This is a genomic window from Streptomyces sp. NPDC098789, from assembly GCF_044759975.1.
In the GTDB taxonomy this organism is placed as follows: domain Bacteria; phylum Actinomycetota; class Actinomycetes; order Streptomycetales; family Streptomycetaceae; genus Streptomyces.
In genome coordinates this window covers 72,008-97,395 of sequence record NZ_JBIWAJ010000002.1, presented here as the reverse complement: position 1 = coordinate 97,395, position 25,388 = coordinate 72,008, and the positions used below count along the sequence as shown (strand labels likewise).

The following is a 25,388-nucleotide window of genomic DNA, read 5'->3' as shown; positions in this document are numbered from 1 at the left end:
GCTAGAGGTTGCCGCGCTTCTCCTGCTCGCGCTCGATCGCCTCGAACAGGGCCTTGAAGTTGCCCTTGCCGAAGCCCATGGAGCCGTGGCGCTCGATCATCTCGAAGAAGACGGTCGGCTTGTCCTGGACCGGCTTGGTGAAGATCTGCAGCAGGTAGCCGTCCTCATCGCGGTCGACGAGGATCTTCAGCTCGCGCAGGGTCTCCACCGGCACCCGGGTCTCGCCCGCCCACTCGCCGAGGGTGTCGTAGTACGAGTCCGGGGTGTCGAGGAAGGCCACGCCGGCCGCGCGCATCGTCCGTACCGTCGAGACGATGTCGTTCGTCGCCAGCGCGATGTGCTGGACGCCCGCGCTGCCGTAGAACTCCAGGTACTCGTCGATCTGCGACTTCTTCTTCGCGATCGCCGGCTCGTTGATCGGGAACTTCACCTTCAGGGTGCCGTCCGCGACGACCTTCGACATCAGCGCCGAGTACTCGGTCGCGATGTCGTCGCCCACGAACTCCTTCATGTTCGTGAAGCCCATGACCTTGTTGTAGAAGGCGACCCACTCGTTCATGCGGCCCAGCTCGACGTTGCCGACGCAGTGGTCGATCGCCTGGAAGGTCCGCTTGGCCGGGCCCTCCACCAGGGGGGCGACGCTGACGAAGCCCGGCAGGTAGGGGCCGGTGTAGTTCGAGCGGTCGACCAGGGTGTGGCGGGTCTGGCCGTAGGTGGCGATCGCGGCCAGTACGACCGTGCCGTGCTCGTCCTTCAGCTCGTACGGCTCGTCCAGGCCGCGGGCGCCCTGCTCGACGGCGAAGGCGTAGGCGGCGCGGGCGTCCGGGACCTCGATCGCGAGGTCGATGACACCGTCGCCGTGCTCGGCGACGTGCTCGGCGATGAAGCGGCCGTGGTCGGTGGACGGCTTGATGACCGAGGTCAGGACGAAGCGCGCGGAGCCGTTGGTCAGGACGTAGCTCGCGGTCTCGCGGCAGCCGTTCTCCGGGCCGGAGTAGGCGACGAGCTTCATGCCGAAGGCCGTGGAGTAGAAGTGCGCGGCCTGCTTGGCATTGCCGACGGCGAAGACCACCGCGTCCATTCCCTTGACCGGGAAGGGGTCTGCCGTGCGGGCGGCGTCCGTGGCGTGATCGAGGGTCTCAGTCATGAGCGCAGAGTCCCGCCGAACCACAAGCTGCGCAATAGTTCGCATTTCCATTGCGCATATTGACCAGTGAGACCGCAGGATGAATGCAGCATCTGTACAGGATGACCAGCGAAAGGACATCCATGGCGATCGATCAACTGGACGGCAGGCTCATCGTGCTGCTCGCCCGGGAACCCCGGATCGGGGTCCTGGAGGCCTCGCGGCGGCTCGGCGTCGCGCGCGGCACGGTACAGGCGCGTCTGGACCGGCTTCAGTCGAATGGCGTCATCCGCGGATTCGGTCCGCAGGTGGATCCGACGGCGCTCGGCTACCCGGTCACGGCCTTCGCCACGCTGGAGATCAAACAGGGGCAAGGCGCGGACGTACGGGCGCACTTGACCGGGGTTCCGGAGGTGCTGGAGCTGCACACCACCACGGGCCACGGGGACATGCTCTGCCGGCTGGTGGCCCGTTCCAACGCGGACCTCCAGCGGGTGATCGACCGGGTTGTCGGATTTGATGGCATCGTGCGGGCTTCGACGGCAATTGTCATGGAGAATCCCGTACCCTTGCGGATCATCCCGCTGGTCGAACAGGCGGCCGAGGACGACTGAGGTCCACTGCCCCTTCACCAGGGCCGCACCGGGCCGACACGAAGGACGAGGTGACGCGGCGTGAGCTTCTGGTCCTACCTCTCCCACCGCCACCAGCAGCTGCTGACCGACGCCTTCCAGCACGCCAGCGCCGTCTTCCAGTGCATGGTGATCGCGACCGTGCTCGGCATCGCGATCGGCGTCCTGACCTACCGCAGCGGCTGGGCGGGCAACCTGGCCATCGTCTCCACCTCGACCGTGCTGACCGTCCCCTCGCTGGCCCTGCTCGGTCTGCTGATCCCGCTCGTCGGGCTCGGCGTCGCACCGACCGTGATCGCGCTGACCCTCTACGGGCTGCTGCCGATCGTCCGGAACTCGATCGTGGGGCTGCGGGGCGTCGACCCGGCCCTCGTCGACGCCGCCACCGGCATCGGGATGTCGCGCACCGCCCGGCTCCTGAGGGTCGAGCTACCGCTCGCCTGGCCGCCGATCCTGACCGGCATCCGGGTCTCCACGCAGATGCTCATGGGCATCGCCGCGATCGCCGCGTACGCCTCGGGCCCCGGGCTCGGCAACGAGATCTTCCGCGGGATCGCCTCGCTCGGCAGCGCCAACGCCATCAACCAGGTGCTGGCCGGGACCGTGGGCATCGTCATCCTCGCCCTGCTCTTCGACGCCGCGTACGTCCTGCTCGGTCGTCTCACCATCCCGAGGGGAATCCGTGTCTGAGCCGATCGAGACCACTGGCGCACCGTCCGCATCGGCCGACCCCCCGGGCCGCTCCCCGGCCGGCGCCTCCGCGGGCCCCGCGGCCGGTTCCTCCGCCGGCTCCTCGGCCGGCTCCTCGGCCTCCGGGGCGGCCATCCGGCTGGAGGAGCTGACCAAGCGCTACCCGGGCAACCCCAACCCCTCCGTGGACGGCGTCTCCATGGACATCAAGGCCGGCGAGACCGTCGTCTTCGTCGGCCCCTCGGGCTGCGGGAAGTCCACCACCCTCAAGATGATCAACAGGCTGATCGAGCCCAGCTCGGGCCGGATCCGGATCGGCGACGAGGACGTCACCGACATGGACCCGGTCAAGCTGCGGCGCAAGATCGGGTACGCGATCCAGTCGTCCGGGCTCTTCCCGCACATGACGGTCGCCGAGAACATCGCCCTCGTCCCCAAGATGGTCGGCTGGTCCAAGTCCCGGGTGAAGGACCGGGTCGAGGAGATGCTCGACCTGGTGGGCCTGGACCCGAGGGAGTTCCACGGCCGCTATCCGCGCCAGCTCTCGGGCGGCCAGCAGCAGCGCGTGGGCGTGGCCCGGGCACTGGCCGCCGACCCGCCGGTGCTGTTGATGGACGAGCCCTTCGGCGCGGTCGACCCGATCACCCGCGACCACCTCCAGGACGAGCTGATCCGGCTCCAGCACGAGCTGCACAAGACGATCGTCTTCGTCACCCACGACTTCGACGAGGCCATCAAGCTGGGCGACCGGATCGCGGTGCTGCGCGAACGCTCGCACATCGCCCAGTTCGACACCCCCGAGGCGATCCTGACCAATCCGGCCGACGACTTCGTCTCCGGCTTCGTCGGCGCGGGCGCCGCCCTCAAGCGGCTCAACCTCACCCGGGTCCGGGAGGTCGAGATCGCCGACTTCCCCACGGTGACGGTCGACGACCCGCTCCAGCAGATCTTCAACAAGCTGCGCACCGGCCCGCACAACGAACTGCTGATGCTGGACCGGCGCGGGCGCCCCTACAAGTGGCTGCGGCGCGGCGACCTGATGCGCGCCAAGGGCTCCCTCGCGCGGGCGGGCCAGCTGGTGCACGACACGGTGACCCGGGACGCCACGCTGCACGACGCGCTGGAGGCGGTCCTGACGGACAGCGGCGGCCGGGTGGCGGTGACCGGACGGCGCGGGGAGTACATCGGCGTCGTCGACGTGGAGACCCTGATGAACTCGGTGCACGAGATGCTGGAGGCGGACCGGCTCGCGGCCGCCGAGCACCAGCACGACCTGGAGGAACTGCGCCACCACCGCACCGATCGAGAGCTGGAGGGTGGTGCGGAGCCCTCATGAGCACCGGGAGGTCACCGGTCCCCTCCCCCGAGCGCCCGCCGGGTGAGCACGAGGTCATGGGGCACGCCTTCCGCGACGAGGCGCTGATCGAGGATCCGCAGGATCCGCACGAGGGGGCCGCGGAACCGTCGGCCGCCGCGGCCCGGCCCCGGCGGCGGATCACCTGGACGCAGCTGGTCGTGCTGCCCGCGGTGCTGGCGGTGGTGCTGCTGACGACGTACCTGTGGATCACCAACATCCACCTGGACACGATCGCCGAGAACTCCCTCAGCGGCGGGAACGTGCAACTGCGGCTCCGCCAGCACGTCCAACTGACCGCGATCTCCACCTTCTGGGTCCTGGTCATCGCGATCCCGCTGGGCATCGCGCTCACCCGGGGCGGGCTGCGCAGGGCGGCGCCCGTGGTCACCGCGATCGCCAACATCGGTCAGGCCACCCCGGCGATCGGCCTGTTGGCACTGCTGGTGATCTGGCTGGGCATCGGGCCCTCGACCGCGATCATCGGGATGGTCGCCTACGCCGTGCTGCCGGTGCTCTCCAACACCGTGGCCGGGCTGCGGGCCATCGATCCCCAGCTGGTGGAGGCGGCGCGCGGGATCGGGATGTCCTCGCTGGGGACGCTGGGCAGGGTGGAACTGCCGCTCGCCGTCCCGCTGATCCTGGCGGGCGTACGGACGGCCCTGGTGCTCAACGTCGGCACGGCGGCCCTGGCCACCTTCGGCGGGGGCGGCGGCCTCGGCGACCTGATCACCTCGGGGATCCAGACGCAGCGGATGCCGGTGCTGGTGCTGGGGTCGGTGCTGACGGTGGCGCTGGCCCTGTTCGTGGACTGGCTGGCCTCGCTGGCCGAGACGGTCATGACGCCGCGCGGGCTGGAGGCCTAGATGGGTACGGGATCCGGCGTGCGGGCAGGAGTACGGGCGGGTGCGCGGGCAGGGGTACGGTCCGCGCTCGCGGCGGCGGTGCTGCTGGCGGCGGTGTCGGGGTGCGGGCTCAAGAGCGGGTCACCGCTGGTGGACGACGTGGTGCCCGGCTCGGTCGGGCAGGGACTCCCCCTCAAGGGCGCCTCCTTGACGGTCACCTCGAAGAACTTCAGCGAGAACATCGTCCTCGGCCAGATGATCGGGCTGATCTTCAAGGCTGCGGGGGCGGAGGTCCTCGACCGGACGAACCTGCCCGGCTCGATCAGCGCGCGCGAGGCGATCGTCAAGGGCGACGCGGACGCGATGTACGAGTACACGGGCACGGCCTGGATCACCTACCTCGGCAATGCCGAGCCGATCGACGACCCGCACGCGCAGTGGGAGGCGGTCCGCGAGGCGGACGTGAAGAACGGCGTGGCGTGGCTGCCGCAGTCGTCCCTCAACAACACCTACACGCTGGCGATCAGCAAGAAGAACAACGCCAAGTACCACCTGAAGACCATGTCGGACATGGCGAAGCTGGCCCGGGAGGACCCGGGTGCGGTGACGGTGTGCGTGGAGAACGAGTTCGCCTCGCGGGAGGACGGCCTGACGGGGATGGAGCGGGCCTACGAGATGAAGATCCCGGCGGGCAACGTGCGCAAGATGGACGCCGGGATCATCTACACGCAGGTGTCGAAGTCGGACTCCTGCCTGCTGGGCGAGGCCTTCACCACGGACGGCCGGATCAAGGCGATGGACCTGGACACGCTGACGGACGACCGGAGGTTCTTCCCCAACTACAACGCGGCCCCCGAGATCCACGCGAAGACGCTGGCCAAGTACCCGGTGATCGCGCAGCTGCTGGACCCGTTGACGCGTCGGCTCACGACGCGGGTGGCGCAGGACCTGAACGCGAAGGTGGACGTGGAGGGGCAGGACCCGCACGACGTGGCGAAGCAGTGGCTGATCGAGCAGGGGTTCATCAAGGAGGGCTGAGTTCCAAAGAAAGCTATGCAAAGAAGTCCTTGCAAAGGTCTCTTTGCAAGCTTAGGGTTGAGGCATGCCCGAGAACGCCGAGCCCCCGCAGCCCGCCGCCGAAGCCGAACCACCCGCGTCCACGCCCACGCCTTCCGAACCGTCCGCCGAACCGTCCACCGCACCCAAGGTCCGCAATCTCGACGCGCACGCCCTGCGCGGGCTCGCCCACCCGTTGCGCATACGACTGCTGGCCGCCCTCCGCCACAACGGCCCGGCCACCGCCTCCCAACTGGCCGAGCAGCTGGGCGAGTCCAGCGGCGCCACCAGCTACCACCTGCGCCAGCTCGCCGCCCACGGGTTCGTCGAGGACGCGCCCGAGCACGGCAAGGGCCGCGAGCGCTGGTGGCGGGCCTCCCATGAGGGCACGAGCTTCGACGAGACCATGACGCACGACGCCGACCCGGCCACGCGCAGCGCGGCGGAGGTCTTCCTGCACGAGATCGCGACCATCCACGCGCAGGAGATGAACACCTGGCTCGGCACCTCCCACACCTGGTCGACGGAGTGGCGCCGGGGCGCGGACCTCAGCGACTTCACGCTGCGCCTGACCGCCGACCAGGCGCACGAACTGATCCACAAGATGCACGACCTGATCAACAGTTACCGCGATCTGGGCCCCGCGGAAGAGACCGAGACGGTCCGCTTCCACACGCACGTCTTCCCCCGGACGTCCGACTAGCCCCGGCCCTGCTGGGCACCGGCCCTCTCCCCTACATCTCCTGCACCACCCGCAACACCTCCCGCACCACCCGCACCACCCCGGAAACCGATTGACCTGCATCCGCCTGCCGGAAAGAGTCCTGCCATGCCTTCCACGCCTGCCGCTCCCGTCCTCACGCACGCCCTGACGCCCGCGCTCACGCACGCCTTCACGCCCGCCGAGACCCACGCCGTCCTGCACGCCGCCCGCACCGCCGAACTGACCGCGGGGGCCGCCGGAGCCGCCGCCCGGCGGGACGCCCTGACCCACGCCCGGGAGGCCGACACCGCTTCCGTACCGGGCGTGCGCACCCTGCTCGGCAAGGCGCTCGTCGCCGCCGGGACGCGGCTGCTCGCCCACGGCCAGGGCTACGGCCAGGGCTCCGCGCATCCGCACGCGGCATGAGCAGGCGCCCGTTCGCGGCGGTCCTGGCCGCCAACACCATCTCGATAGCCGGTAGTTCGCTCACCCTCATCGGCGTCCCGTGGTTCGTCCTCCAGACCACGGGCAGCGCGGGCCGGGCCGGGGTCGTGGCCTTCTGCGCCACCCTGCCCGTCATCGTGGCCGCCCTCGTCGGGGGGCCGGTCATCGACCGGATCGGCCGCCGCCGGGTCTCGGTGGCCTCGGACCTGATCTCCGCCCTCTCCGTCGCCACCATCCCCTTGCTGCACTACGCGGGGGCGCTGGAATTCTGGATGCTGTGCGCGCTGATGGCCGTCGGCGGGCTGGTGCACACCCCGGGACTGACCGCCCGCGGCGTGCTGCTGCCCGACCTCGCCGAGCACGCGGGCACCAGCCTCATGCGGGCCGCCGGGCTCTACGACGCGGTCTCGCGCGGGGCGCGGATGATCGGGGCCGCGCTGGCGGGCGTCCTCATCGCGTTCTTCGGGGCCGAGTCCGTCCTGCTGCTGGACGCGGCCACCTTCGGGGTCTCCGCACTGCTGGTCGGTGCGTTCCTGCGCGGGGTGCCGGCGGCCGAACCGCAGGGCCGGGCCGGGTCGGTGTCCCTGGCGGGGTACCGGGCGGAGCTGGGCGAGGGGTGGCGGTTCCTCCTGGGGTCCCGGCTGCTGCTGGGGATCACCTTCATGGTCATGCTGACGAACGGCATCGACCAGGGGTGGGGCGCCGTGCTGCTGCCGGTGCACGGCCGCGAGGCGCTCGGCGGGGCCACCGCGATCGGCCTGCTGATCTCCCTCTTCGGTGGCTCCGCGCTGCTGGGCGCGCTGCTCTACGGCGCCTGGGGCGACCGGCTCCCCCGGCGGTCGGTGTTCGCGGTGGCCTTCCTGCTCTGCGGGGCGCCGCGCTTCCTGGTGGCGGGCCTCACCGACACCACCCTGCCGCTCGCGGTGACGATGGCGCTGTCCGGGCTCGGGGCGGGTGTGCTCAACCCCGTCCTCACCACGGTGCTCTACGAACACGTGCCCGACGCACTGCGCAGCCGGGTGGCGGGCGTGACCACGGCGGGCTGCGAACTGACCATGCCGCTCGGCGGACTCGCCGCCGGCCTGCTGGTGGACGGCTGGGGCATCGGCCCGGCCCTGCTGCTCTTCGGCGGGGCCTACCTGCTGACGACCCTCGCCCCGCTGGTCTTCCCGGCCTGGCGGGCGATGGAGAAGCCGCCGCTCAGCAGGACGGAACCGGCTCCCCGAGATTCAGTGCCCGCAGATCGTTCACCGCTTCCGTCAGGGTCGTGACGGGGATCAGCCGCAGCCCTTCGGGGAGTTCGGACCTGGCGTCCGAGCACTCGGCCTTGGGCACCAGGAAGACGGTCGCACCGTCCCGCGCGGCGGCCTGGGTCTTGAGCGCCACGCCCCCGACCGCGCCGACGGTGCCGTCGGCGGTGATCGTGCCCGTACCGGCGATGTCGCGACCGCCGGTGAGGTCGCCGCCCTTCCCGTCGCCGTCGAGCTTGTCGACGATGCCGAGGGAGAAGAGCAGACCGGCACTGGGGCCGCCGACGTCGGCGAGGTTGAGGTCGACCTTCACCGTGTCGGGGCTCTTGTGGAGGAAGCCGAGCGCGGCCTGGGCGGCGGCCGACTGCGACTTGGTCATTTCCTCCAGGTTGTGCGCGGTGATCTCCTTGTCGCTGCCGCCCGTCGGGTAGACCGCTTCCTTGGGCATGACCGCACGGTCCGTCCGGAACCAGTTGTCGACCAGCTCGGCCAGGCTGACCGTGCTGGACGGGCCGGTGGCCAGGATCGTGGTCATCCGCAGGTGCCCGCTGGTCTCCCGGGTCGGCGCGCCCGTGACCGTGATCACGGGCTTGCCGTCCTTCGCCCCGAGCACGTCCGTGGTCAGGCCCGGACTCGCGAGGATGAACGGCAGCGGCGCCAGGGCGGCCACGCCGAACAGGGCGAGCAGGGGCGCGGCGCAGACGGCCAGGGCGGCGGGACGCGACATGCGTGTGAGGCGAGAGAGCACCCGGCCAATCTAGCCGCCGGGCGCCCGCTCCGGCTCAGCGCAGCGCGTCGGCGACCTCGCGGGCCGCGTCCACGACCCGCGGACCGACCCGTTCGGGCACGGCGTCGGCGAGCATCACGACGCCCACGCTGCCCTCCAGGCCCGTGATGCCCACCAGGGGCGCAGCAGCGCCGCTGGCGCCCGCTTCCAGCTCCCCGTGGGTCAAGGTGTACCCGGGGTCGATCAAGGAGCCCTGACGGGCGGCCAGGATCGCCCGGCCCGCGGCACCGCGGTCCAGCGGGTGGCGGAAGCCCGCCCGGTAGGCGACGTGGTAGTCGGTCCAGGTGGGTTCCACGACGGCCACGGCGAGCGCCTCGGTCCCGTCGACGAGGGTCAGGTGCGCGGTGGCCCCTATGTCCTCGGCGAGGGAGCGGAGCGCCGGCAGGGCCGCCTCGCGCACGAGCGGGTGGACCTGACGTCCCAGCCGCAGTACGCCGAGCCCGACGCGGGCGCGGCCGCCGAGGTCACGGCGGACCAGGGCGTGCTGCTCCAGCGTGGCGAGGAGGCGGTAGACCACGGTGCGGTTGACACCGAGGCGGTTGGACAGCTCGGTGACGGTCAGACCGTGGTCGGTGTCGGCGAGCAGTTTGAGGACTCTGAGCCCTCTGTCGAGAGTCTGGGAGGTTTCCGCGGTCACGACGCCTCTCCCTCTTTCGGTGAGCGGCGGTGACTCTCGCGGGGTGGAGCGCTGCCGTATCCCTTCGGCGACGCACGGAGAGGCCGCCGGTACAAACCATGGCACCGGCTGCGCTCCCGCGGCGGCACTGCCACGGGGCGTTCATTGCGGGGACAGTAGCGAGCGGGTCCGCTCAGCGGAAGGGCTCGTCCAGAATCCGGGCGCCTACTACCCGTATATGCCGGTTCGCTCCGGGGCCCCGTGCCAAGTCGTGACCTACCCCGCGGTAAAAACTGTTTAAAGAGCGATTAGTCTGAGCGCGTTCAAAAATGTTGGGGGTGGGGACGGGCAGTCATGCCCGGAGCCACACGGGAGGGATTACACACCAATGAACCTGAAGCGCATGGCCGTCGTGGCCGCCGCAGCCGTGGTCGGTCCGACGGTCCTCATGGCCACGCCGGCGATGGCCGACGAGGTCAAGAACACCTCGGTCACGACCCCGGACACCGACCTGACGAAGGACGCCGCCCCGGCGGCGGACAAGACGGACAAGGCCGAGACCCCGGCCCCCGTCGTCCCGGTCACCCCGCCGGTCGTCCCGGCCCCGATCGTGCCCGCACCGATCGTGCCGCCGGTCGCCGACGGCAAGGTGCCGGCTCCGGCGCCGCTGCCCGGCGACGAGGACGAGATCGCCGCCCCGGGCCCGAAGCTGGGCCTGAAGGGCGTCCCGTCCTCCTTCAAGGCGGGTGGCGACTGGTCCGGATTCAAGGTCACCGTCGACAACGACGGCAAGGCCCAGAAGAGCTACGTCCTCGTGCTGGCCGTGGCCGACGAGAGCGCCAAGCTGAAGACCAAGGACGTCCAGGTCCAGGTCCTGGTCGGCGGCAGCTGGCACAACGCCGAGATCCTCAACGAGGCCGGCACCCCCGTCGCCCTGCTGACGGACGACATCAACCTCCCGAAGGGCACCACGGAGCTCTCCGTCCGTGTCCGCTTCGGTGCGAACGCCCCGGTCGGCGAGATCCTCTTCGCCGCCTCCGGCGGTAGCAACCTCGACGAGGACATCTGGTCCGACACGGCCATCGAGTACTCGAAGATCTCCCGCGGCACCAACGGCGGTGGCAACACCGGCGGTGACCACGGCAACGGCAACACCGGTGGCAACACCAACAACCCGAAGCCCGACGGTGGCACCACCACCCCGGTCGTCGACCACAACAACGGCGGCAACAACACCGGCAGCAACAACGCCGGTGGCGAGCTCGCCGAGACCGGCGCCGACGCCGCCACCTCCTGGGCCCTCGGTGGCGCGGGCGTGGCCCTCGCCATGGGCGCGGCCCTGGTCGCGGGCACCGGCCGCCGCCGTCGCCAGACCGCGTAACACCCGCCCCTCGGGGCGACGGTGGACGGACGTGAACGGACGGGGCCCGTGCGCATCAAGCGCACGGGCCCCGTCCCACGTCCGCGGGCTCACCGCCGGGTCATCCCTCCCGGGTCATCGCTCCCGGATCAGGGCCGCCGGGTCACCGCATCTTGGTGGCCCACTCCTGCACCTTCTTGATCCGCTCGCGCAGCTGCCCCGCCGTCGCCTCCGCGCTCGGCGGCCCGCCGCACACCCGCCGCAGCTCGGTGTGGACGACCCCGTGCGGCTTGCCGCTCTGGTGGACGTACGCGCCCACCATCGTGTTCAGCGACTTGCGCAGCTCCAGCAGCTCCTTGTGCGAAACGACGGGACGCCGCTCGGCCGGCAGCTCCAGCAGGTCCGCCTCGGAGTCGGGCTTGCGACGGCTGTGCGCGATCTGCCGGGCCTGGCGCTTGTGCAGCAGCAGCTGGACCTGGTCCGGCTCCAGCAGCCCGGGGATGCCCAGGTAGTCCTGCTCCTCCTCGCTGCCCGGGTGCGCCTGCATCCCGAACTCGGCGCCGTCGAAGAGCACCCGGTCGAAGACCGCGTCGGACTCCAGCGCCTCGAAGGACATCTGCTCCTCGTCGCCGGTGTCCTCGTCCTCCTGCCGGTTCGCCTCCTCCATCTCCTTCTCGGAGTCGGCGTAGGGGTCTTCCTCCCCCTGCTTCTTCGGCTTGTCGAGGACGTGGTCGCGCTCGACCTCCATCTCGTTGGCGAAGCCGAGGAGGTAGGGGATCGTGGGAAGGAACACGGAGGCGGTCTCGCCGCGCCTGCGCGAACGCACGAAGCGTCCGACGGCCTGCGCGAAGAACAGCGGGGTCGAGATCGTCGTCGCGTACACGCCGACCGCGAGCCGCGGTACGTCGACGCCCTCGGACACCATCCGGACCGCGACCATCCAGCGGCTGCCGTCCTCGCTGAAGGTGTCGATCCGCTTCGAGGCGCCCGTGTCGTCGGAGAGGACGACGGTCGCCTTGGTCCCGGTGATCTCCCGGATCAGCTTGGCGTACGCGCGCGCCGACTCCTGGTCGGCGGCGATCACCAGCCCGCCCGCGTCCGGGATGCCCTTCCTGACCTCGGTCAGGCGCCGGTCGGCGGCGCGCAGCACGTTCGGCATCCAGTCGCCGCGCGGGTCCAGCGCGGTGCGCCAGGCCTGCGAGATGGCGTCCTTGGTCATCGGCTCGCCCAGCCGGGCGGCGATCTCGTCGCCCGCCTTGGTGCGCCACCGCATGTTGCCGCTGTAGGACATGAAGATCACGGGGCGGACGACGCCGTCGGCGAGCGCGTTGCCGTAGCCGTAGGTGTAGTCGGCGCTGGAGCGCCGGATCCCGTCGTTGCCCTCCTCGTAGGTGACGAAGGGGATCGGGTTCGTGTCGGACCGGAAGGGCGTACCGGTCAGCGCGAGCCGCCGGGTGGCCGGGTCGAAGGCCTCCAGGCACGCCTCGCCCCAGGACTTCGAGTCACCGGCGTGGTGGATCTCGTCGAGGATCACGAGGGTCTTGCGCTGCTCGCACCGGTTGCGGTGCAGCATCGGCCGTACGCCGACACCCGCGTAGGTGACGGCGACGCCGTGGTAGTCCTTGCTGAGCGGCCCCGCCGAGTAGTCGGGGTCGAGGCGGATCCCTATCCGGGCGGCCGCCTCCGCCCACTGCTTCTTCAGGTGCTCGGTGGGCGCGACGACGGTCACCTGCTGCACCACGTGGTGGTGCAGCAGCCAGGAGGCCAGGGTCAGCGCGAAGGTGGTCTTGCCCGCGCCGGGGGTCGCGACGGCCATGAAGTCGCGCGGCTGGGTTTCGAGGTATCGGGTGAGCGCACCCTCCTGCCAGGCACGCAGCTTGCTGGCGGTACCCCACGGCGCACGGCCGGGGAAGGCGGGAGAGAGGTGGTGGGAGGCGGTAGTAGTCACGGTCTCCGGTTCGGGCTCTCGGGGGCGCATCGACGTACGTATCCGTGACGGGCAGCGATACGGACGGCGGGACGGCGATACGCGCGGCGATACGGGCGGCAGGCTGTCGTACGTAGGACAACCGTGCCACCTTACCGGCCCCCGCCGGAGGCCGCAGGAGGGACAGGCCCGTGACCTCGGCGGGTGCGGCGAGCGTCACACTCCGCGGGTCAGCGGGCGAACCTGGGCAGCTGAGCGGCGATCTTGGGTACGTCCAGGGACCCTTGGCAGACGTCCAGCACGAAGCGCTCGGCCTCATCGACGTCGAAACCGGCGTCCAGGGGGTGGCCGTTCATGTGGAGGAAGACCCAGGTCGCGTACCAGGCGATCCGCTTGTTGCCGTCCACCAGGCCGTGGTTGCGCGCGAGCGATTCCATCAGCGCGGCGGCCTTCTCCCAGATGTCCGGGTAGGCGTCCTGCCCGAACACGCTCGACCGGGGGCGCGCGAGCGCGGAGTCGAGCAGACCGTAGTCGCGCACCTCGCTGGTCCCGAGCCGCTCCGCGAGGTTCAGCACCTCGGGCAGGGTCAGGTAATGGGTCACGCAAGTCTCCGGTTCAGCTCACCGCTGACCTTCAGGACGTGCTCCGCCGCCTCGTTGAACAGCCGGGAGCGCTCGTTCACGGCTCTGATCACCGCCTCGTGCGCGAAGGACTGCATGCTGCGGCCTTCCGCCTCGGCGCGCTCGCGCAAGGCGTCCAGCTCTTCTTCGGTGAACCTGACGTTGAGACCGGCCATGAGCCGATGGTACCGCGTGGTACCAGACGGTGTCAGCCGGCTTTGGCGGCCTGGGCCGGCGATCTGCCGTCGAGCCGGGTCGCGACCCAGGCCCCCACCAGCGCCACCACGGCCATCGGCAGGAAGACCGCCACGAACGCCCCCGGGTGGGAGGCCCCCGACCCGGCCGACCCGACGGCCTCGGTCACCGCGTGCGCGGCCCCGACGGACCCGCCGCCCAGCGCGGCGAAGGCGGCCCCGCCCAGGGCCAGCAGCACCACGTTGGCGAGGGCGTCGGAGATCTGCAGCGCGGCCGAGTTGGCGCCCGCCTCCGCCGGCGGCGACAGCCGGAGCAGCAGCACGCTGGTCGGGCCGATCACCAGCCCCATGCCGAGGCACCCCACGCCCCAGACGAGGGCCAGCGTCCAGACGGGCACCGCCTCGATCAGGACGGCCGGCGCGGCGGCGATGGAGAACGCCACCATCACCATCCCGGACACCATCAGCCGCTCCCGGTACGGCACGACCCGCGCCTTGGACTGCACCCAGGAGCCCAGCGCCCAGGTGGCCCCGCCGAGGGCCAGCGAGAACCCGGCCAGCGTCGGGCTCAGCCCGCGCTGGGTCACCAGCATCAACGGCAGGAAGCTCTCGGCGCCGATGAACGCACCGCCCGCCAGACCACGCAGCAGCACCACGGCCGGCAGCCCGCGCCGGGCCAGGTACGTCCCGCGCGGCATCAGCCCGCGCACGGCCGGCACGAGCAGCGCGCAGCCCACGAGGGCGGGCACGAGCGAGAGCCAGCGCAGGTCCTGGGCGGCGTACTGGAGCAGCCCGGCGCCCAGCGAGATCCCGAAGGCGAGCCGGATCCGGCGCCGGTCGAAGGACCGCGGCGCGGCGTCCTTGTCGACGGGACCGCCCGCGGTCCGCCGGATCTCCGGCAGCGCGACCAGCAGCGGGACGATCACCATGGCCGGGATCCCCAGGAACACCCAGCGCCAGCCGACGTGCTCGGTGACGGTCCCGGAGATCAGCGGACCGATGATGGACGGCACCACCCAGCCGGCGGCGAAGGCCGCCATGATGGCGGGGCGCAGCCGCTCGTCGTAGGCCCGCCCGACGACCACGTACAGCGCGACGATCACCAACCCGCCGCCGAGGCCCTGCACGGCCCGGCCGAGCACGAACAGCCACATCGAGGCGGCCGTCCCGGAGAGCACCAGCCCGGTGGCGAACGCCCCGATCCCGCTGGTGAGCGCCCCGAGCGGGCCGCTGCGGTCGGACCACTGGCCGGCCAGGACCATGCCGAAGAGGCTGGTGGTGAAGTAGGAGGAGAACGCGAAGGCGTAGAGGCCGATCCCGTCGAGCTCGCGGGCGGCGACGGGCATGGCCGTACCGACGGCGGTGGCCTCGAAGGCGATGATGAAGACGACCGAGATGATCCCGATGCTGAGCATCCGGTGCGCCGAGCCCATGATCCCGCCGCTCGGGGCGGCTGCCGCGGCGGCGGGCAGGTCGTCGGGTATCCGGGGGGTCTCCGGTGCACGGGGTTCGAGGACGCTCATCGCCCCAGAGTAAGGGGCATTTCCAGACTTCGACCCTGTCAATACGACCGATATTCACCTCCGCCCAGAGCCCTAGGCCCAGCATCCGGAACCCGGCCGGGCGACCTGTTGTGAACGGGGCATGGCAGTCGCGTTGCGTCCGCCCCGATCCCCTTCCCCCGCCTCCCCCGACCCTCGTACGGTCGTCCCATCTCCACCACAGCCGTGTGCCCGAGTGGTTGAGGGACTCGCCTGCAAAGCGAGTTACGCCGGTTCGATTCCGGTCACGGCTTCTGCTGTGTGCGCAGCAAGGACGAAGGGCGGCACCCCACGAGGGGCGCCGCCCTTCGCTCGTCGGCGCACCCATCCGCGCACCCATCCGCGCACCCTTGCGTCCGTCTCAGGCCTCGCAGCGCAGCTGCTGGCGCGCGGCGTCGAAGTACTGCCTCATCAGCCGCCCCAGCACCCGCTGGTCGTCGGCGGCCGGTCGCCCGCTGATCTTCAGCTCCACCTCGAACGGGTCCTCCGGCCGCCGCAGGCAGGTGAACCCGACCACCGCCCCGTCCGACCACACCCGCCCCCGGGTCCCGAAGGCCAGCGGCTCGGCCTCGACGTCCCCGTCCTGCGCCGCGGTGCTCAGCTGCACCGACCCGTCCACGGGCGGCCGCTTGGCCTCCGCCAGGAACCGGCCCTCGCCGTCCACCTCGACCCGACAGGTCGCGATCTGGTTCTCCCGGGCGAGCACGAAGCCCCCCGACACGTTCAGCGTGCCCTCGTCGCCGTCCCCCACGACCCGTGCCAGATCCGCCGGCTCGAAGGCCCCCCAGCACCCCTCCTCGGGCAGCGCGACCCCACCCGCCCCCACGAGCCCCGCACCCCCACCACACCCGCTCAGCACCACGAAGCCGACAGCGACCGCCCCGATGCTCAAGAGCCCTCTATGACCGCGTCGCCGTAACACCTCGGAAGCCACCTTCCCTCGAGCCGAGGCCCCCACCGGACCACCTGCGGCCCATCTTGACGCCCCCACCCCACCCGAACCAGCCCCCAATTCCTGCCACTCGCGTCAGCCGGTCAGGCCCCCACCGCCGGTGCAGTTGAGCTCCGCCGCCACCGCGCGCGCCGCGGAACGCGCAATCGTGAGGTAGGCCGTCGCGAGCTTTCCGTCCTCGTCGCTCCTGCTCCACTGGTTCTCGAAGGTGACGTCGATCCGCAACGGAGCCTCGGCGGTCGACCCCAGGGCCGGGCTGACACAGTCGAAGGCAACGCCACCCGCCTTCTCCCGCCGAGACTCACGGACCCCCTTCTCAGCGCCGCTGGGCACGCCGCCCCCGGGGGCCACACCGTGGCCGATCACGGACATCCGGATCTCGGCCGACCTGCCCGTGCCCACCTGCCCGGTGACGACGCACGGAGCCACGACCGTCCCTTTGCCTCCGGACCCGGCTCGATACGCCGCCTCCAACTGCTCGGCCATCGTGGAGGCGCCCACGGCGTGTTCGTCGTCACGCCGCATGTACGAGGACTGCAAGACCCTGCTCAGTGCCTCCGCGCCCGCCGCGTCGAAGAGCCCGGGACACGACTGCGCGATGTCCACGGTCATGCTCGACTCCTTCCCCGACTTCGAGGTCGAAGCCGCGGGTGAAGGCGAACCGTCCGACGTGCACGCCGCGAGCAGCACCGCGGCCACCGGCATCCCCAGGATTCCCGCCAACCTGCTCGCCCGCGTACTCCTCGCCCGTCCCCTCGTCACGTGTGCGCCCTGTCTTCCCGTCGATGCCGATACCGCCGTACACCGGCCAGTCTCGCCGCCCGGCCGCCGAGCACCTAGGACGTACCGGCAGCCGTTGCCACCAGGTCACGACCCACGGAGTGGGCGTTCTTACTCTCCTTCGAGGCCGATCCGGCAAGCACGTCGACATCCCCTGCGGAGAGGCCCGACCCCTTGGCCGCATGGCGCACCGCGTTCTCTGCGGCCCCACTCACCGCCTGCTCCGAGTCCGCGTAGAGCTGGGAGACCCGCCGTTGCGTGGCGAGTGTCTTCGCCTCGCCCTTCTTCTCCGCGTCTTCGGTGTAGCCCTCCGTGACATCCTCCTGCACCCACCCGACGACGTCGCCGGCGATCGGTACGAGCTCCAGGTACTTGCCACCCGCCGCACTGATACCGCGGTTGATCCACTTGGCGTTGTCCTCGACGCCCTTGGCGTATTCAGCATTGCTGTGAGCCGTCTCAGCGTGCAGGTTCTGGGCTCTGGCCTCCGCCATCATCCCCGCGATCTGGCCTCCGGGGTGGACCGCGACCTCAATGGCCGCGTCCGGATGCCCGTACGTCTCCTGGTGGGCAATGACGTCATGGACGAGAACCGCGGTGAACGCTCGGTTGGCATTCGTGACCGCACCGTAGGCGTCCGGGTCCTGCGCTACTGCCCCCAGGAAACGCGCCACGTCCGACCGTCCGAAGTCCGCCATTTCGCCGCTCACTCGGATCTGCTTGCCGCCGTTCTCGGCGGAGGCCTGGATGTCCGGCATGTACTCAGCGGCCATCTGACCGAAGTGGCCGGACAAGCCGCTCAACGGGCCTTCCTCGCCCCCCGCCGCCACCAGTGCCGGCTCGTTGCCGATCTTCTCGACCACCCGTTCCATGACGTCGACCATGCCCTGCGTGTGCGGCACCGGCTTCGCTTCCTCGTCACCGGTCGCGCGGCCCGAGACGGCCGCTTCGAGGGCCCCGCCCAGCGCCTCCTGGGCCGGGTGGGGATCGCCGGTGCGCGTCGCGTCGAAGTCGTCCGTGTACGGCTGCTTGTCGAGCATGTAGTCGACCATGCCCTGCGCCTTGCCGTGCTGCCCGCTGACGACCTTGTCGGCCGTCGTCACGATTCCGTCACCGTTACTGTCCTGGCGGACCGGCTCGTTGAAGAGGGCCGTCGCCGCGTCCGGGTTGTTGCCGAGCGCCTCCATCAGGCCCGTCAGCGGGTAGAAGCCGCGGCCGTCGGCTCCGTGGCTGAGGACAAGGTCCGGGGACATCGAGGAGAACTGCTCCCACGCCTTCGGGTTCTTGTTGTCCATCGCGACCATGTCGCGCCCCACGGAGGTCAGGAAATCCTTGTCGTAGGTCCCCTCGCGCAGCAGCGCGCCCAGCGCCTGGTAGCCGTAGACCTTCTGCAGCAGGCCGACGTCCAGCTCCTTGCGCCCGGCCTTCATCAGCTGCGTCGTCCACGCCGCGTCGAGGTGGTTCGGTACGTCCTTGTGCGTGGCCAGGCCGAGCATCGCGCCCAGGTCGCTCTGGATGTTGCCGACCATGCCCGTACGGTCCGCTCCCGCCGGGCCGAGCATGCTGGAGTCCAGGGACATCTTCGCGTACATCTGCAGCGTCGCCTCGGGACCCACCTGGCGGTAGAAACCGGTCGCGAACTCGGGGTCGTCGCGGTTGTCGTCGAGCAGGTCCTCCAGCTCGCGCAGCGCCTCGACGTTGCGGGCCGTGCCGCCCGCGCCGGTCACCTTCTTCATCAACTCGGCCGCGCGGGCTACCTGTTCGGCGTCCAGGGTCGTGTACTTCGGCGTCGTGAAGTTCTGGTCGTCCGTGACGTTGGCCCGCAGCACCCGCCCCAGCGAGTCGTCGGCGTCCGCGCAGTCCTCGACCGCGCGGTCGACCTGCGCCTGCCACGCGTCGCGGTGCTCGCGCGCCAGCTGTTGGTAGTCGGGGTCGTGCTGGGCGGCGTACCGCTCCTTGGGGTCCGCGATCGGTACGGGGGTGACGAGCCCGGTGGCGTCGACCTGGAAGCCCGCCGCCGGAGCGTCCACGTCCACGATCTTCTTGAGCTGGTCCCGAGCCGCCTTGAAGGTGGCGTGCCCGTCCGCCAGCGCGAGGTGGACGCCCTGCGCCTCCTTGGCGGCGTCGTCGAACTCCTTCGCGGTCTTGGCCACGAAGGGCTTCGTCACGTCCGCGTTGACGCCCTTCCAGTCGGCCTTGTCCGCCTTGGCCTTCATCCCGGTACGGGCCGACTCGGCCAGCTCCGCCAGCTTCGTGGCCATGGCGCCCCAGTCCTGGACAGCGGTCCGGAGCTGCTCCAGCGGGGCGTTCATCACGTTCTCGAACGTCAGCACGTGCCTACGTCGCCTTCCTGCGGGCCTACTTGAGGAGTTCGCTGACCTTCGAGGCGGAGAGCGTGGCCACGAGGTCCGCCTCCTCCTTGTCGTGGGAGGCCACGGTGTAGTCCAGGTGGTTGGAGATGTTCGCGCAGGCCGCGACGAGCACCTTCAGCTGGGAACTCCAGCGGTCGTGCACCTTCAGCAGGGCCGCGCCGCTGGTGAAGTCGTGGTTGGTGAGAGCGATGGACGCCTCGAAGGTCGCCGCGCGGGCGTGGTCGCCATCGCGCGAGAGCCGTTCGTGCAGGGCGTACGCGTCGCTGCCGACCGCGCCGAGATCGTCATTGGCGATGCGCAGGTCCGCCGCCCCGCCGGGGCCACCTGGTCCGGGCTCGGTGGGGACGTGGTTGAGGCGCACGGAGGCGCGGGCCGAGGACCACTCTTGTTCGAAGGACATCCGGGTCGGAACTCCTACGGTCGGTTGGTACGCCTGACGACGACAGCGGTGACGGCGCCGCCTATCAGCAGGCACGCGCCGAGCCCGATGGCGATCCACGCCCCGGTACCGAGCCCACCCGCCTCCTCGGCGGCCTCGGGCACCCGCGTCGCCTTCTCCGGCGCCTTGGCCCCGCCGGAAGGCGAGGGACCACCGGAAGGCGCCTTGCCCTTCGCCTCGGCGGCGGCCAGGTCGGGCAACGGGTACACGTCGGCCGGACCGGGATCCTCGGGGGTCGAGAGCGCGACGCGGGGGCGGACGACGCCGTAACCGATGTAGTCGTTGCGCTCGACGCCGTCGCGGGGCTTCCCGGAGGTGTTGAGCAGGACGCGAAGCACCTGGTTGTTGGTCCAGTCGGGGTGCGCGGACCAGATGAGGGCGGCGGAGGCGGAGGTCAGGGCGGTGGCGTCGCTGGTGCCGTGGGTGTTGCAGAGGCCGGTCTTGCCCGAGCAGGCAGAGACGATGTCGACACCGGGCGCCGAGAGGTCCACCTGGGTCCCATGCTGGGACTCCTTGGTCGCACTGGCCTGCTGGTCGATGGCTGAGACGCCCACTACACCGGGGGTGGCTGCCGGAAACATAACGGGATTGGCTCCGACACCGGTGTTACCCACACCAGCAAAGATGAGCTTGCCCTTCGAAAGCGCATACTTCACGGCTTCGTTCCGGGCTGGGTCCTCTTTACTCGTAGCCATAGAAATGTTGATGATCTTCGCATCCGAGTCGGCTGCATACCGAATGGCCGCGGTCCACAACGGACTCGCGGAATCATCCTCATGGGGCACCCGGATCGGGAGGACCTTTGCGCCTGGAGCGAGCCCGAATGCTCCATCGCCGCCGCCAGGCCCCTTCCCTGAACCGGCGATCATGGCCGCAATGCCCGTACCGTGCGCGTCGTAGTCCGTTCGCTCATCACCTTGGTACGTCGTTGCAAAGTCCTTACCCGTAAGAACTTGCCCCTCCAACTCAGGCACGCGATCAACACCACTGTCGACTACTGCGACGGTGACGCCTTTGCCTGTGCTGACCTTCCACATCTCCTCGGCCTTCATGGAGTCGAGATGCCATTGCATGGACCGGATGGTCTCCGCGTGGGCCGGAGTCGCGGCGACTCCGGCCAACAGGAGGCCCATCAGGACCGACGTACCCTTCCGCATGCGCATCTCGTGCAGTGTCCCGTTCGCTCAGTCGATCACCGGCGGGACAACACGACGGTTGCCCTGCCAGGTCTCTTCATCTTCGGCCAGGTAATCCGGGCGCTCGCCCGACTGGTCGTTGCGCTTTTTGCCACCGGTACGGGCGCCCGCACCGCCATGGCCCATGGCGCCGCCGACACCGCCGGCCGGACCACCGCCCTGGTTGCGCACGAGACCCGAGCCTCCCTGCGTGAACGGCTTCCCGCCCGTGGTCGAACGGCCACCCGCACCCGGCTGGCGGCCACCGACCACACCGCCGGGCTCACTGGCCAGCCGACGTCCGGCGGCCGAACCGCCCTGACCGCCAGCGCCGCCCATGCCCCCGGCACCACCCATGCCACCGGCCATCCCTCGACCTGCCATACCGCCTTCGTTTCCGATGACCGTACCGCGCGGGATCGAAGACTTCGGACCGCTGGCCGAGACCGGTCGGCCGCCCGTGATGCCGGCATCACGCGGCGGAAGGCCCGCAACGCCGCCGACCTTGCCACCAGGAGCAGACGTGCCCGGGAAGGCCCCACCGGGGCCGACGCCACCCACCGGCGTACGGCCGCCACCGGCTCCGCCGATGCCACCGCCGGGCGTGGTCATTCCCCCAATCGGGGGAAGCGTCACGGGCGGGAGTACACCTCCGGGGCCCACGCCGCCCGGCCCACCGGGACCGACACCACCGGGCGTTCCCGGAAGCTGGGTGACCGGCTTGTCCGGCAGCGTGCCGACCGTGTTCAGGTCCACGTTCACGTTGCGGTCGGGGAGGGTCTGCGCGTGCGTCTGCCCCGGGCCAGGCCCCGTCGTCGACGGCAAGGTGGTGTCCTGCGACGGACCCCGAACATGGCTTGCGTCGCTTGTGGAACCGGTACTGCTCGAGGTGCTGGGTGTGTAGGACGATCCGGCACCATGCTGGCTGGTAGTACCGCTCGCGCCCGGCCGAGCAATGTCTTCGCTCTCATAGATGCCAGACGGCACAAAACCAGGCGGCGGCGGCGGAAACGTAGGCGGCACCGCCGCATTCATCTGCGTCGTCGACGACTCGTACGACTGCGCCAGCTTCGTCATCTGCTGGACCGCTTCGGTGTGGTCGCCGTTGAGCTTCGAGAAGGCCGTCTGGCCCATCTCCCGCGAGTCCGGGTCGTTGTGGAAGTCCTTCGACGCCTGGAGGTTGTCCGCCGCAGCCGTGTCGTACTTCGGCATGCTCGCCTTGACCTCGACGATCGTCTGCGCCGCGTCGACCATCCACTTGCCGCCGGTCTTGCTGTACTGGCCCAGCAGCAGCGTCGCGTTGCCCGCGGTGTTGACCCACTCCTCGAATTCCTGGGCGGCCTTGCCCTCCCAGCCCTCCACGCGGTAGTTCTTCAGATCGTTGCCGATCTTCGTGATCGTCTCCTCGGCCTGCTGCAACAGCACGCCGCGCGACCTCACCGTCTCGGAGTTGACCGGCGCCAGCATCGCCAGGAGTTCCTTGTGCGAGTAGCCCTCGAAATTGGTCGCCATTACATCTCACCCCCCGATGTGCTTCCGTTGCCGTTGCCCGGGTTGCCGGCCGCCGCGGCCGCGGCCTTCTCGGCCTCCGCCTTGTGGGTGTCCAGCTTCGGGTCGTACCAGCCCTGCGCCTCGGTGTTCAGCTTCCGCATCCGGGCCTTGACCTCGGCGTCGACGTTCTCGTAGCCGAGGCGCGAGGACTCCACCGCGATGCCCAGGGCCTCGATCTGGACGCCCAGCGCCTTCGAGAGGGTCTCCAGCTCGCTGCGGACCTTGTTGTACGCCGTGAAGAGGCCGTCCGCCTCGGGGAAGCCGTGGCCGAGATCGGTCTTGCCCAGCGTGCCCTCGGCGATCTTGCCGTGGTCGGCCTGTGAGCCCTTGAGCTGCGTCAGCAGCGCGTCCACGCGCTGCTTGTACTTGACCATCGACTCGTGTTCGACGAACAGCGCCGGCGCCTGGGCGGCGATCATCACCTGGTTCGCCGCGACCATTGCCGGTCCGACGAATGGGATCGCCGCGATCACATTCTTGTCCACGTCCCCTGCCACGATGGCCTCCCCGACTCCCCGTTGTCCCCGTAGTCCCGCACCGTCCCCGTGATTTCCCGTCAGCGCGGCGTCACCACCGCGCCGCGTACGCAGACGTACAGATCACTCTAGCGACCGGTACCGACACGCCCAAGTCCGGGGTTGCAGGTGCAATGCGGGTCACACGGTCACGAGTTGGGCACCGCCACCGCCGCCGATGGCCGGATCGGGAGCCTGTTGACCGGGCGGCCCGTCGCCGCGCGCACTGCCGAGGCTACCGCCGCGGGGGCCGTCACCACAGGGACCGCGCTCGCCGCCTTCGCGCCGAACGGCGCGACCACGTCCCGCTCTTCGACCAGTTTCACGATCCGCACGGTCGGCGCGTCCAGCGCCGTCGGCAGCGCGTAGCCCGTCAGGTCGGGGTGGCGGATCAGGCCCGCGGCCGAGCGCAGGTTTTCGGTCAGGGCCGCGCCCACGCCCTGCGTGACGCCCGCTTCGATACGGGCCTCCAGCTGGCGGGGGTTGAGGATGCGGCCGACGTCCTGGGCCACGGCCAGCTCGACCACCCGCACCGAGCCCAGCTCGATGTCCACGTCGACCACCGCGCGGATCGCGCAGAACGCGAGCCCCACGAACGCGTCGCCCTGCCCGTCCGCGTCCAGCGGCTCGGTCGGGTGGGGGCGGCACTGGGCCGTCGCCCAGAGCTCCTTGCCCTCTATGGCTTCCGCGACGGTGGTGGAGAACGCGCCGTCGTACGACGTGATCCGGCCATCCGCGATCTGGAGCAGCTCGGTGGACATGCCGAGCTTGTGCGCCATCGGCTGGAGCAGCTGCGTGCGGACCATCTTGGCCGCCCGCTCCACCGCCCCGCCCGACACCCACGTGTGCCGACCGTGCGCCGAAGCCCCGGCGGGCGGCTGGTCCGTGTCCACCGGAGCCGTCACCACGTCGTCGACGCCCAGCACCTCCTGGACGATCTGGCGGGCCAGCGTGGCGAAGCCCTGACCCGTGTCGACGGCCGCGCAGATCACCGTCGCGATGCCGTCCTGCACCTTCACGGTGGCCGTGGACACCTCGTCGGTGCCCTCCGCGCCGAGCATGTGGACCATGCCCACGCCGTACCCGACGCCGCGCCGCACCGCGCCCGGTTCGCCCGCGCCCTCCGGGCCGCCGGGCAGCAGCCACTCCTCCTCCGGCGCGTCCTTCGGCAGTGCGGGCAGCTCGAAGTCGCGCACCGCGCGCAGCAGTTCGGCCACCGGCGCCGGGCAGGTGACGGTCTGGCCCGTCGGCAGCAGGTCACCGGTCGCCAGCACGTTGCGCATCCGCAGCTCGGCGCCGTCGATGCCGAGGGCCGCGGCCAGCTTGTCCATCTGGCCCTCGTACGCCGCGCACACCTGCATCGCGCCCTCGCCGCGCACGTGGCCCGACGGCGGGTTGTTGGTGCGCACGGCCCAGCCCTCGACGAAGGCGTGCGGGACGACGTACGGGCCGCACGCGAAGGCGACGGCCGCGGCCAGCGACTCCGACGACGAGTCGGCGTAGGCCCCCGCGTCCATCAGGATCTGCGCCTCCACCTTGACCAGCCGACCCTCCGCGTCCGCGTGGTGGCGGTAGCGCAGCAGGGTCGGGTGGCGGTGGGCGTGTCCGAGGAAGGACTCCTCGCGGGTGGCGGCCAGTTTGACCGGGTAGCCGGTGCGCAGCGCCAGCAGGCCCAGCGGGAGCTGGAAGGCGGGGTCCTCGCGGTCGGCGGTCGCACCCGGGACGCCGGTCACGACGATCTTGACCCGGTCCGGTTCGAGGCCGAAGCAGGCGGCCGCGAGGTCGCGGTCGGTGTGCGGGTCGGTGGAGGCGGTGTAGATCTCGACGCCGCCGTCGGGGCGCGGCACGGCGAGTCCGGCCTCGGCTCCGATGGGGGCGGGGTCCTGGCGGCCGATCCGGTACAGGCCCTCGACGACGACCTCGCCGACCGCCTCCGGGTCGCCGTAGCGCAGCGGGATGTGCCGGATCAGGTTGCCGTCGGGGTGCAGCGGCGGGGCGCCGAAGGAGTGCTCGGGGTCGGTGACCGCGTCCAGCAGCTCGTACTCGACCGCGATCGCGGCGGCGGCCAGCCGGGCCGTGTCCGGGTGGTCGGCGGCCACGGCGGCGATGGGCTCGCCGTGGTGGCGGACGAGGTCGTGGGCGAAGACCGGGCGGTCGGCGATGCGGCGGCCGTGGGTGGTGGCGCCGGGGACGTCCGCGTGGGTGACCACGGCCCGCACGCCCGGCATCTCGGCGGCGGCCGAGGTGTCGATGGAGCGGATCCGGGCGTGGGCGTGCGGGGAGCGCAGTACGGCGGCCCAGAGCAGGCCCTCGGCCCACAGGTCGGCCGCGTAGGGGAAGGTGCCCTCGGACTTGGCGCGGGCGTCGGCGGCGGGGAGGGACGCGCCGATCCCGCGCAACACCTCGGGCTCCGCGGCCGCGGCCATCGCCGTGATGGAGAACGATCCGGTGGCGGGTCC

General features: G+C 70.8%; 24 protein-coding genes and 1 tRNA gene. 10 read left to right on the top strand and 15 right to left on the bottom strand.

Going from position 1 to position 25,388, the window contains the following annotated elements; all coding sequences use genetic code 11:
• Position 1 precedes the first annotated feature (1 nt).
• Positions 2 to 1,147 (bottom strand): 4-hydroxyphenylpyruvate dioxygenase, encoded by a 1,146-nt coding sequence (gene hppD, locus ACIQWR_RS04660; RefSeq protein WP_399267590.1) that lies wholly within the window; start codon positions 1,145 to 1,147, stop codon positions 2 to 4.
• Between the two features lie 122 nt (positions 1,148 to 1,269).
• Here hppD and ACIQWR_RS04655 point away from each other — a divergent pair, with 122 nt between their 5' ends.
• The 8 genes from ACIQWR_RS04655 (at position 1,270) to ACIQWR_RS04620 (ending at position 8,121) form a co-directional block, all read left to right on the top strand.
• Positions 1,270 to 1,740 (top strand): Lrp/AsnC family transcriptional regulator, encoded by a 471-nt coding sequence (locus tag ACIQWR_RS04655; RefSeq protein WP_404005131.1) that lies wholly within the window; start codon positions 1,270 to 1,272, stop codon positions 1,738 to 1,740.
• A gap of 60 nt (positions 1,741 to 1,800) precedes the next feature.
• On the top strand, positions 1,801 to 2,448 hold the full coding sequence (locus tag ACIQWR_RS04650) for an ABC transporter permease (RefSeq protein ID WP_404005130.1): 648 nt from the start codon (positions 1,801 to 1,803) through the stop codon (positions 2,446 to 2,448).
• Positions 2,449 to 2,581: 133 nt separating this feature from the next.
• On the top strand, positions 2,582 to 3,784 hold the full coding sequence (locus ACIQWR_RS04645; protein WP_399267661.1) for an ABC transporter ATP-binding protein: 1,203 nt from the start codon (positions 2,582 to 2,584) through the stop codon (positions 3,782 to 3,784).
• On the top strand, positions 3,781 to 4,668 hold the full coding sequence (locus tag ACIQWR_RS04640; RefSeq protein WP_404005129.1) for an ABC transporter permease: 888 nt from the start codon (positions 3,781 to 3,783) through the stop codon (positions 4,666 to 4,668). Before ACIQWR_RS04645 ends, ACIQWR_RS04640 begins: the two co-directional genes overlap by 4 nt.
• On the top strand, positions 4,669 to 5,685 hold the full coding sequence (locus ACIQWR_RS04635; protein ID WP_404005128.1) for a glycine betaine ABC transporter substrate-binding protein: 1,017 nt from the start codon (positions 4,669 to 4,671) through the stop codon (positions 5,683 to 5,685).
• Between the two features lie 64 nt (positions 5,686 to 5,749).
• Positions 5,750 to 6,406: a helix-turn-helix domain-containing protein gene (locus ACIQWR_RS04630; RefSeq protein WP_404005127.1), complete on the top strand. Its 657-nt coding sequence runs from the start codon at positions 5,750 to 5,752 to the stop codon at positions 6,404 to 6,406.
• A 126-nt stretch (positions 6,407 to 6,532) separates the two neighbouring features.
• Positions 6,533 to 6,832, top strand: coding sequence for a hypothetical protein (locus tag ACIQWR_RS04625; RefSeq protein ID WP_404005126.1), 300 nt, complete (start codon positions 6,533 to 6,535; stop codon positions 6,830 to 6,832).
• A complete protein-coding gene (locus ACIQWR_RS04620; protein WP_404005124.1) occupies positions 6,829 to 8,121 on the top strand; it encodes an MFS transporter in 1,293 nt (430 codons plus the stop codon). The genes ACIQWR_RS04625 and ACIQWR_RS04620 overlap by 4 nt, the downstream gene beginning before the upstream one ends.
• Here the strand turns inward: ACIQWR_RS04620 and ACIQWR_RS04615 are convergent.
• Entirely contained in the window at positions 8,051 to 8,827 is a 777-nt protein-coding gene (locus ACIQWR_RS04615) for a S16 family serine protease (RefSeq protein ID WP_404005123.1), read from the bottom strand. The two genes, ACIQWR_RS04620 and ACIQWR_RS04615, sit on opposite strands and share 71 nt — an antisense overlap.
• 55 nt (positions 8,828 to 8,882) lie before the next feature.
• The gene (locus ACIQWR_RS04610; protein WP_354384399.1) at positions 8,883 to 9,524 is read right to left on the bottom strand and encodes a helix-turn-helix domain-containing protein; all 642 of its coding nucleotides are present in this window, start codon (positions 9,522 to 9,524) and stop codon (positions 8,883 to 8,885) included.
• A 367-nt stretch (positions 9,525 to 9,891) separates the two neighbouring features.
• Here ACIQWR_RS04610 and ACIQWR_RS04605 point away from each other — a divergent pair, with 367 nt between their 5' ends.
• On the top strand, positions 9,892 to 10,884 hold the full coding sequence (locus ACIQWR_RS04605) for a hypothetical protein (protein ID WP_404005121.1): 993 nt from the start codon (positions 9,892 to 9,894) through the stop codon (positions 10,882 to 10,884).
• Positions 10,885 to 11,026: 142 nt separating this feature from the next.
• Here ACIQWR_RS04605 and ACIQWR_RS04600 read toward each other — a convergent pair whose 3' ends face one another.
• The 4 genes from ACIQWR_RS04600 to ACIQWR_RS04585 form a co-directional block, all read right to left on the bottom strand.
• Positions 11,027 to 12,841 carry a DEAD/DEAH box helicase gene (locus ACIQWR_RS04600; protein ID WP_404005120.1) on the bottom strand — a complete coding sequence of 605 codons (1,815 nt, stop codon included), beginning with the start codon at positions 12,839 to 12,841 and terminating at the stop codon, positions 11,027 to 11,029.
• A 179-nt stretch (positions 12,842 to 13,020) separates the two neighbouring features.
• Positions 13,021 to 13,392, bottom strand: coding sequence for a type II toxin-antitoxin system death-on-curing family toxin (locus ACIQWR_RS04595; protein ID WP_404005119.1), 372 nt, complete (start codon positions 13,390 to 13,392; stop codon positions 13,021 to 13,023).
• On the bottom strand, positions 13,389 to 13,586 hold the full coding sequence (locus tag ACIQWR_RS04590) for a plasmid mobilization protein (RefSeq protein ID WP_404005118.1): 198 nt from the start codon (positions 13,584 to 13,586) through the stop codon (positions 13,389 to 13,391). Before ACIQWR_RS04590 ends, ACIQWR_RS04595 begins: the two co-directional genes overlap by 4 nt.
• Before the next feature lie 32 nt (positions 13,587 to 13,618).
• Complete coding sequence (locus ACIQWR_RS04585) at positions 13,619 to 15,127, bottom strand: MFS transporter (protein ID WP_404005116.1); 1,509 nt, start codon at positions 15,125 to 15,127, stop codon at positions 13,619 to 13,621.
• Between the two features lie 200 nt (positions 15,128 to 15,327).
• Between ACIQWR_RS04585 and ACIQWR_RS04580 the strand changes: the two genes are divergently transcribed.
• Positions 15,328 to 15,399: transfer RNA gene (locus ACIQWR_RS04580), tRNA-Cys, on the top strand.
• Positions 15,400 to 15,506: 107 nt separating this feature from the next.
• Here the strand turns inward: ACIQWR_RS04580 and ACIQWR_RS04575 are convergent.
• From ACIQWR_RS04575 to ACIQWR_RS04540, 8 genes are all read right to left on the bottom strand, one after another.
• Positions 15,507 to 16,037 carry a hypothetical protein gene (locus ACIQWR_RS04575; RefSeq protein ID WP_404005115.1) on the bottom strand — a complete coding sequence of 177 codons (531 nt, stop codon included), beginning with the start codon at positions 16,035 to 16,037 and terminating at the stop codon, positions 15,507 to 15,509.
• A 135-nt stretch (positions 16,038 to 16,172) separates the two neighbouring features.
• Positions 16,173 to 16,709, bottom strand: a complete 537-nt coding sequence (locus ACIQWR_RS04570; RefSeq protein ID WP_404005114.1) for a hypothetical protein — start codon at positions 16,707 to 16,709, stop codon at positions 16,173 to 16,175.
• Positions 16,710 to 16,933: 224 nt separating this feature from the next.
• On the bottom strand, positions 16,934 to 19,210 hold the full coding sequence (locus tag ACIQWR_RS04565; RefSeq protein WP_404005113.1) for a hypothetical protein: 2,277 nt from the start codon (positions 19,208 to 19,210) through the stop codon (positions 16,934 to 16,936).
• Positions 19,211 to 19,235: 25 nt separating this feature from the next.
• The gene (locus ACIQWR_RS04560) at positions 19,236 to 19,649 is read right to left on the bottom strand and encodes a hypothetical protein (RefSeq protein ID WP_404005112.1); all 414 of its coding nucleotides are present in this window, start codon (positions 19,647 to 19,649) and stop codon (positions 19,236 to 19,238) included.
• Positions 19,650 to 19,663: 14 nt separating this feature from the next.
• A complete protein-coding gene (gene mycP, locus ACIQWR_RS04555; RefSeq protein WP_404005754.1) occupies positions 19,664 to 20,740 on the bottom strand; it encodes a type VII secretion-associated serine protease mycosin in 1,077 nt (358 codons plus the stop codon).
• A 132-nt stretch (positions 20,741 to 20,872) separates the two neighbouring features.
• The gene (locus ACIQWR_RS04550) at positions 20,873 to 22,375 is read right to left on the bottom strand and encodes a hypothetical protein (RefSeq protein WP_404005111.1); all 1,503 of its coding nucleotides are present in this window, start codon (positions 22,373 to 22,375) and stop codon (positions 20,873 to 20,875) included.
• Complete coding sequence (locus tag ACIQWR_RS04545) at positions 22,375 to 22,911, bottom strand: hypothetical protein (protein WP_404005110.1); 537 nt, start codon at positions 22,909 to 22,911, stop codon at positions 22,375 to 22,377. Before ACIQWR_RS04545 ends, ACIQWR_RS04550 begins: the two co-directional genes overlap by 1 nt.
• Positions 22,912 to 23,078: 167 nt before the next feature.
• Positions 23,079 to 25,355 carry a xanthine dehydrogenase family protein molybdopterin-binding subunit gene (locus tag ACIQWR_RS04540; RefSeq protein WP_399267664.1) on the bottom strand — a complete coding sequence of 759 codons (2,277 nt, stop codon included), beginning with the start codon at positions 25,353 to 25,355 and terminating at the stop codon, positions 23,079 to 23,081.
• Positions 25,356 to 25,388 lie beyond the last annotated feature (33 nt).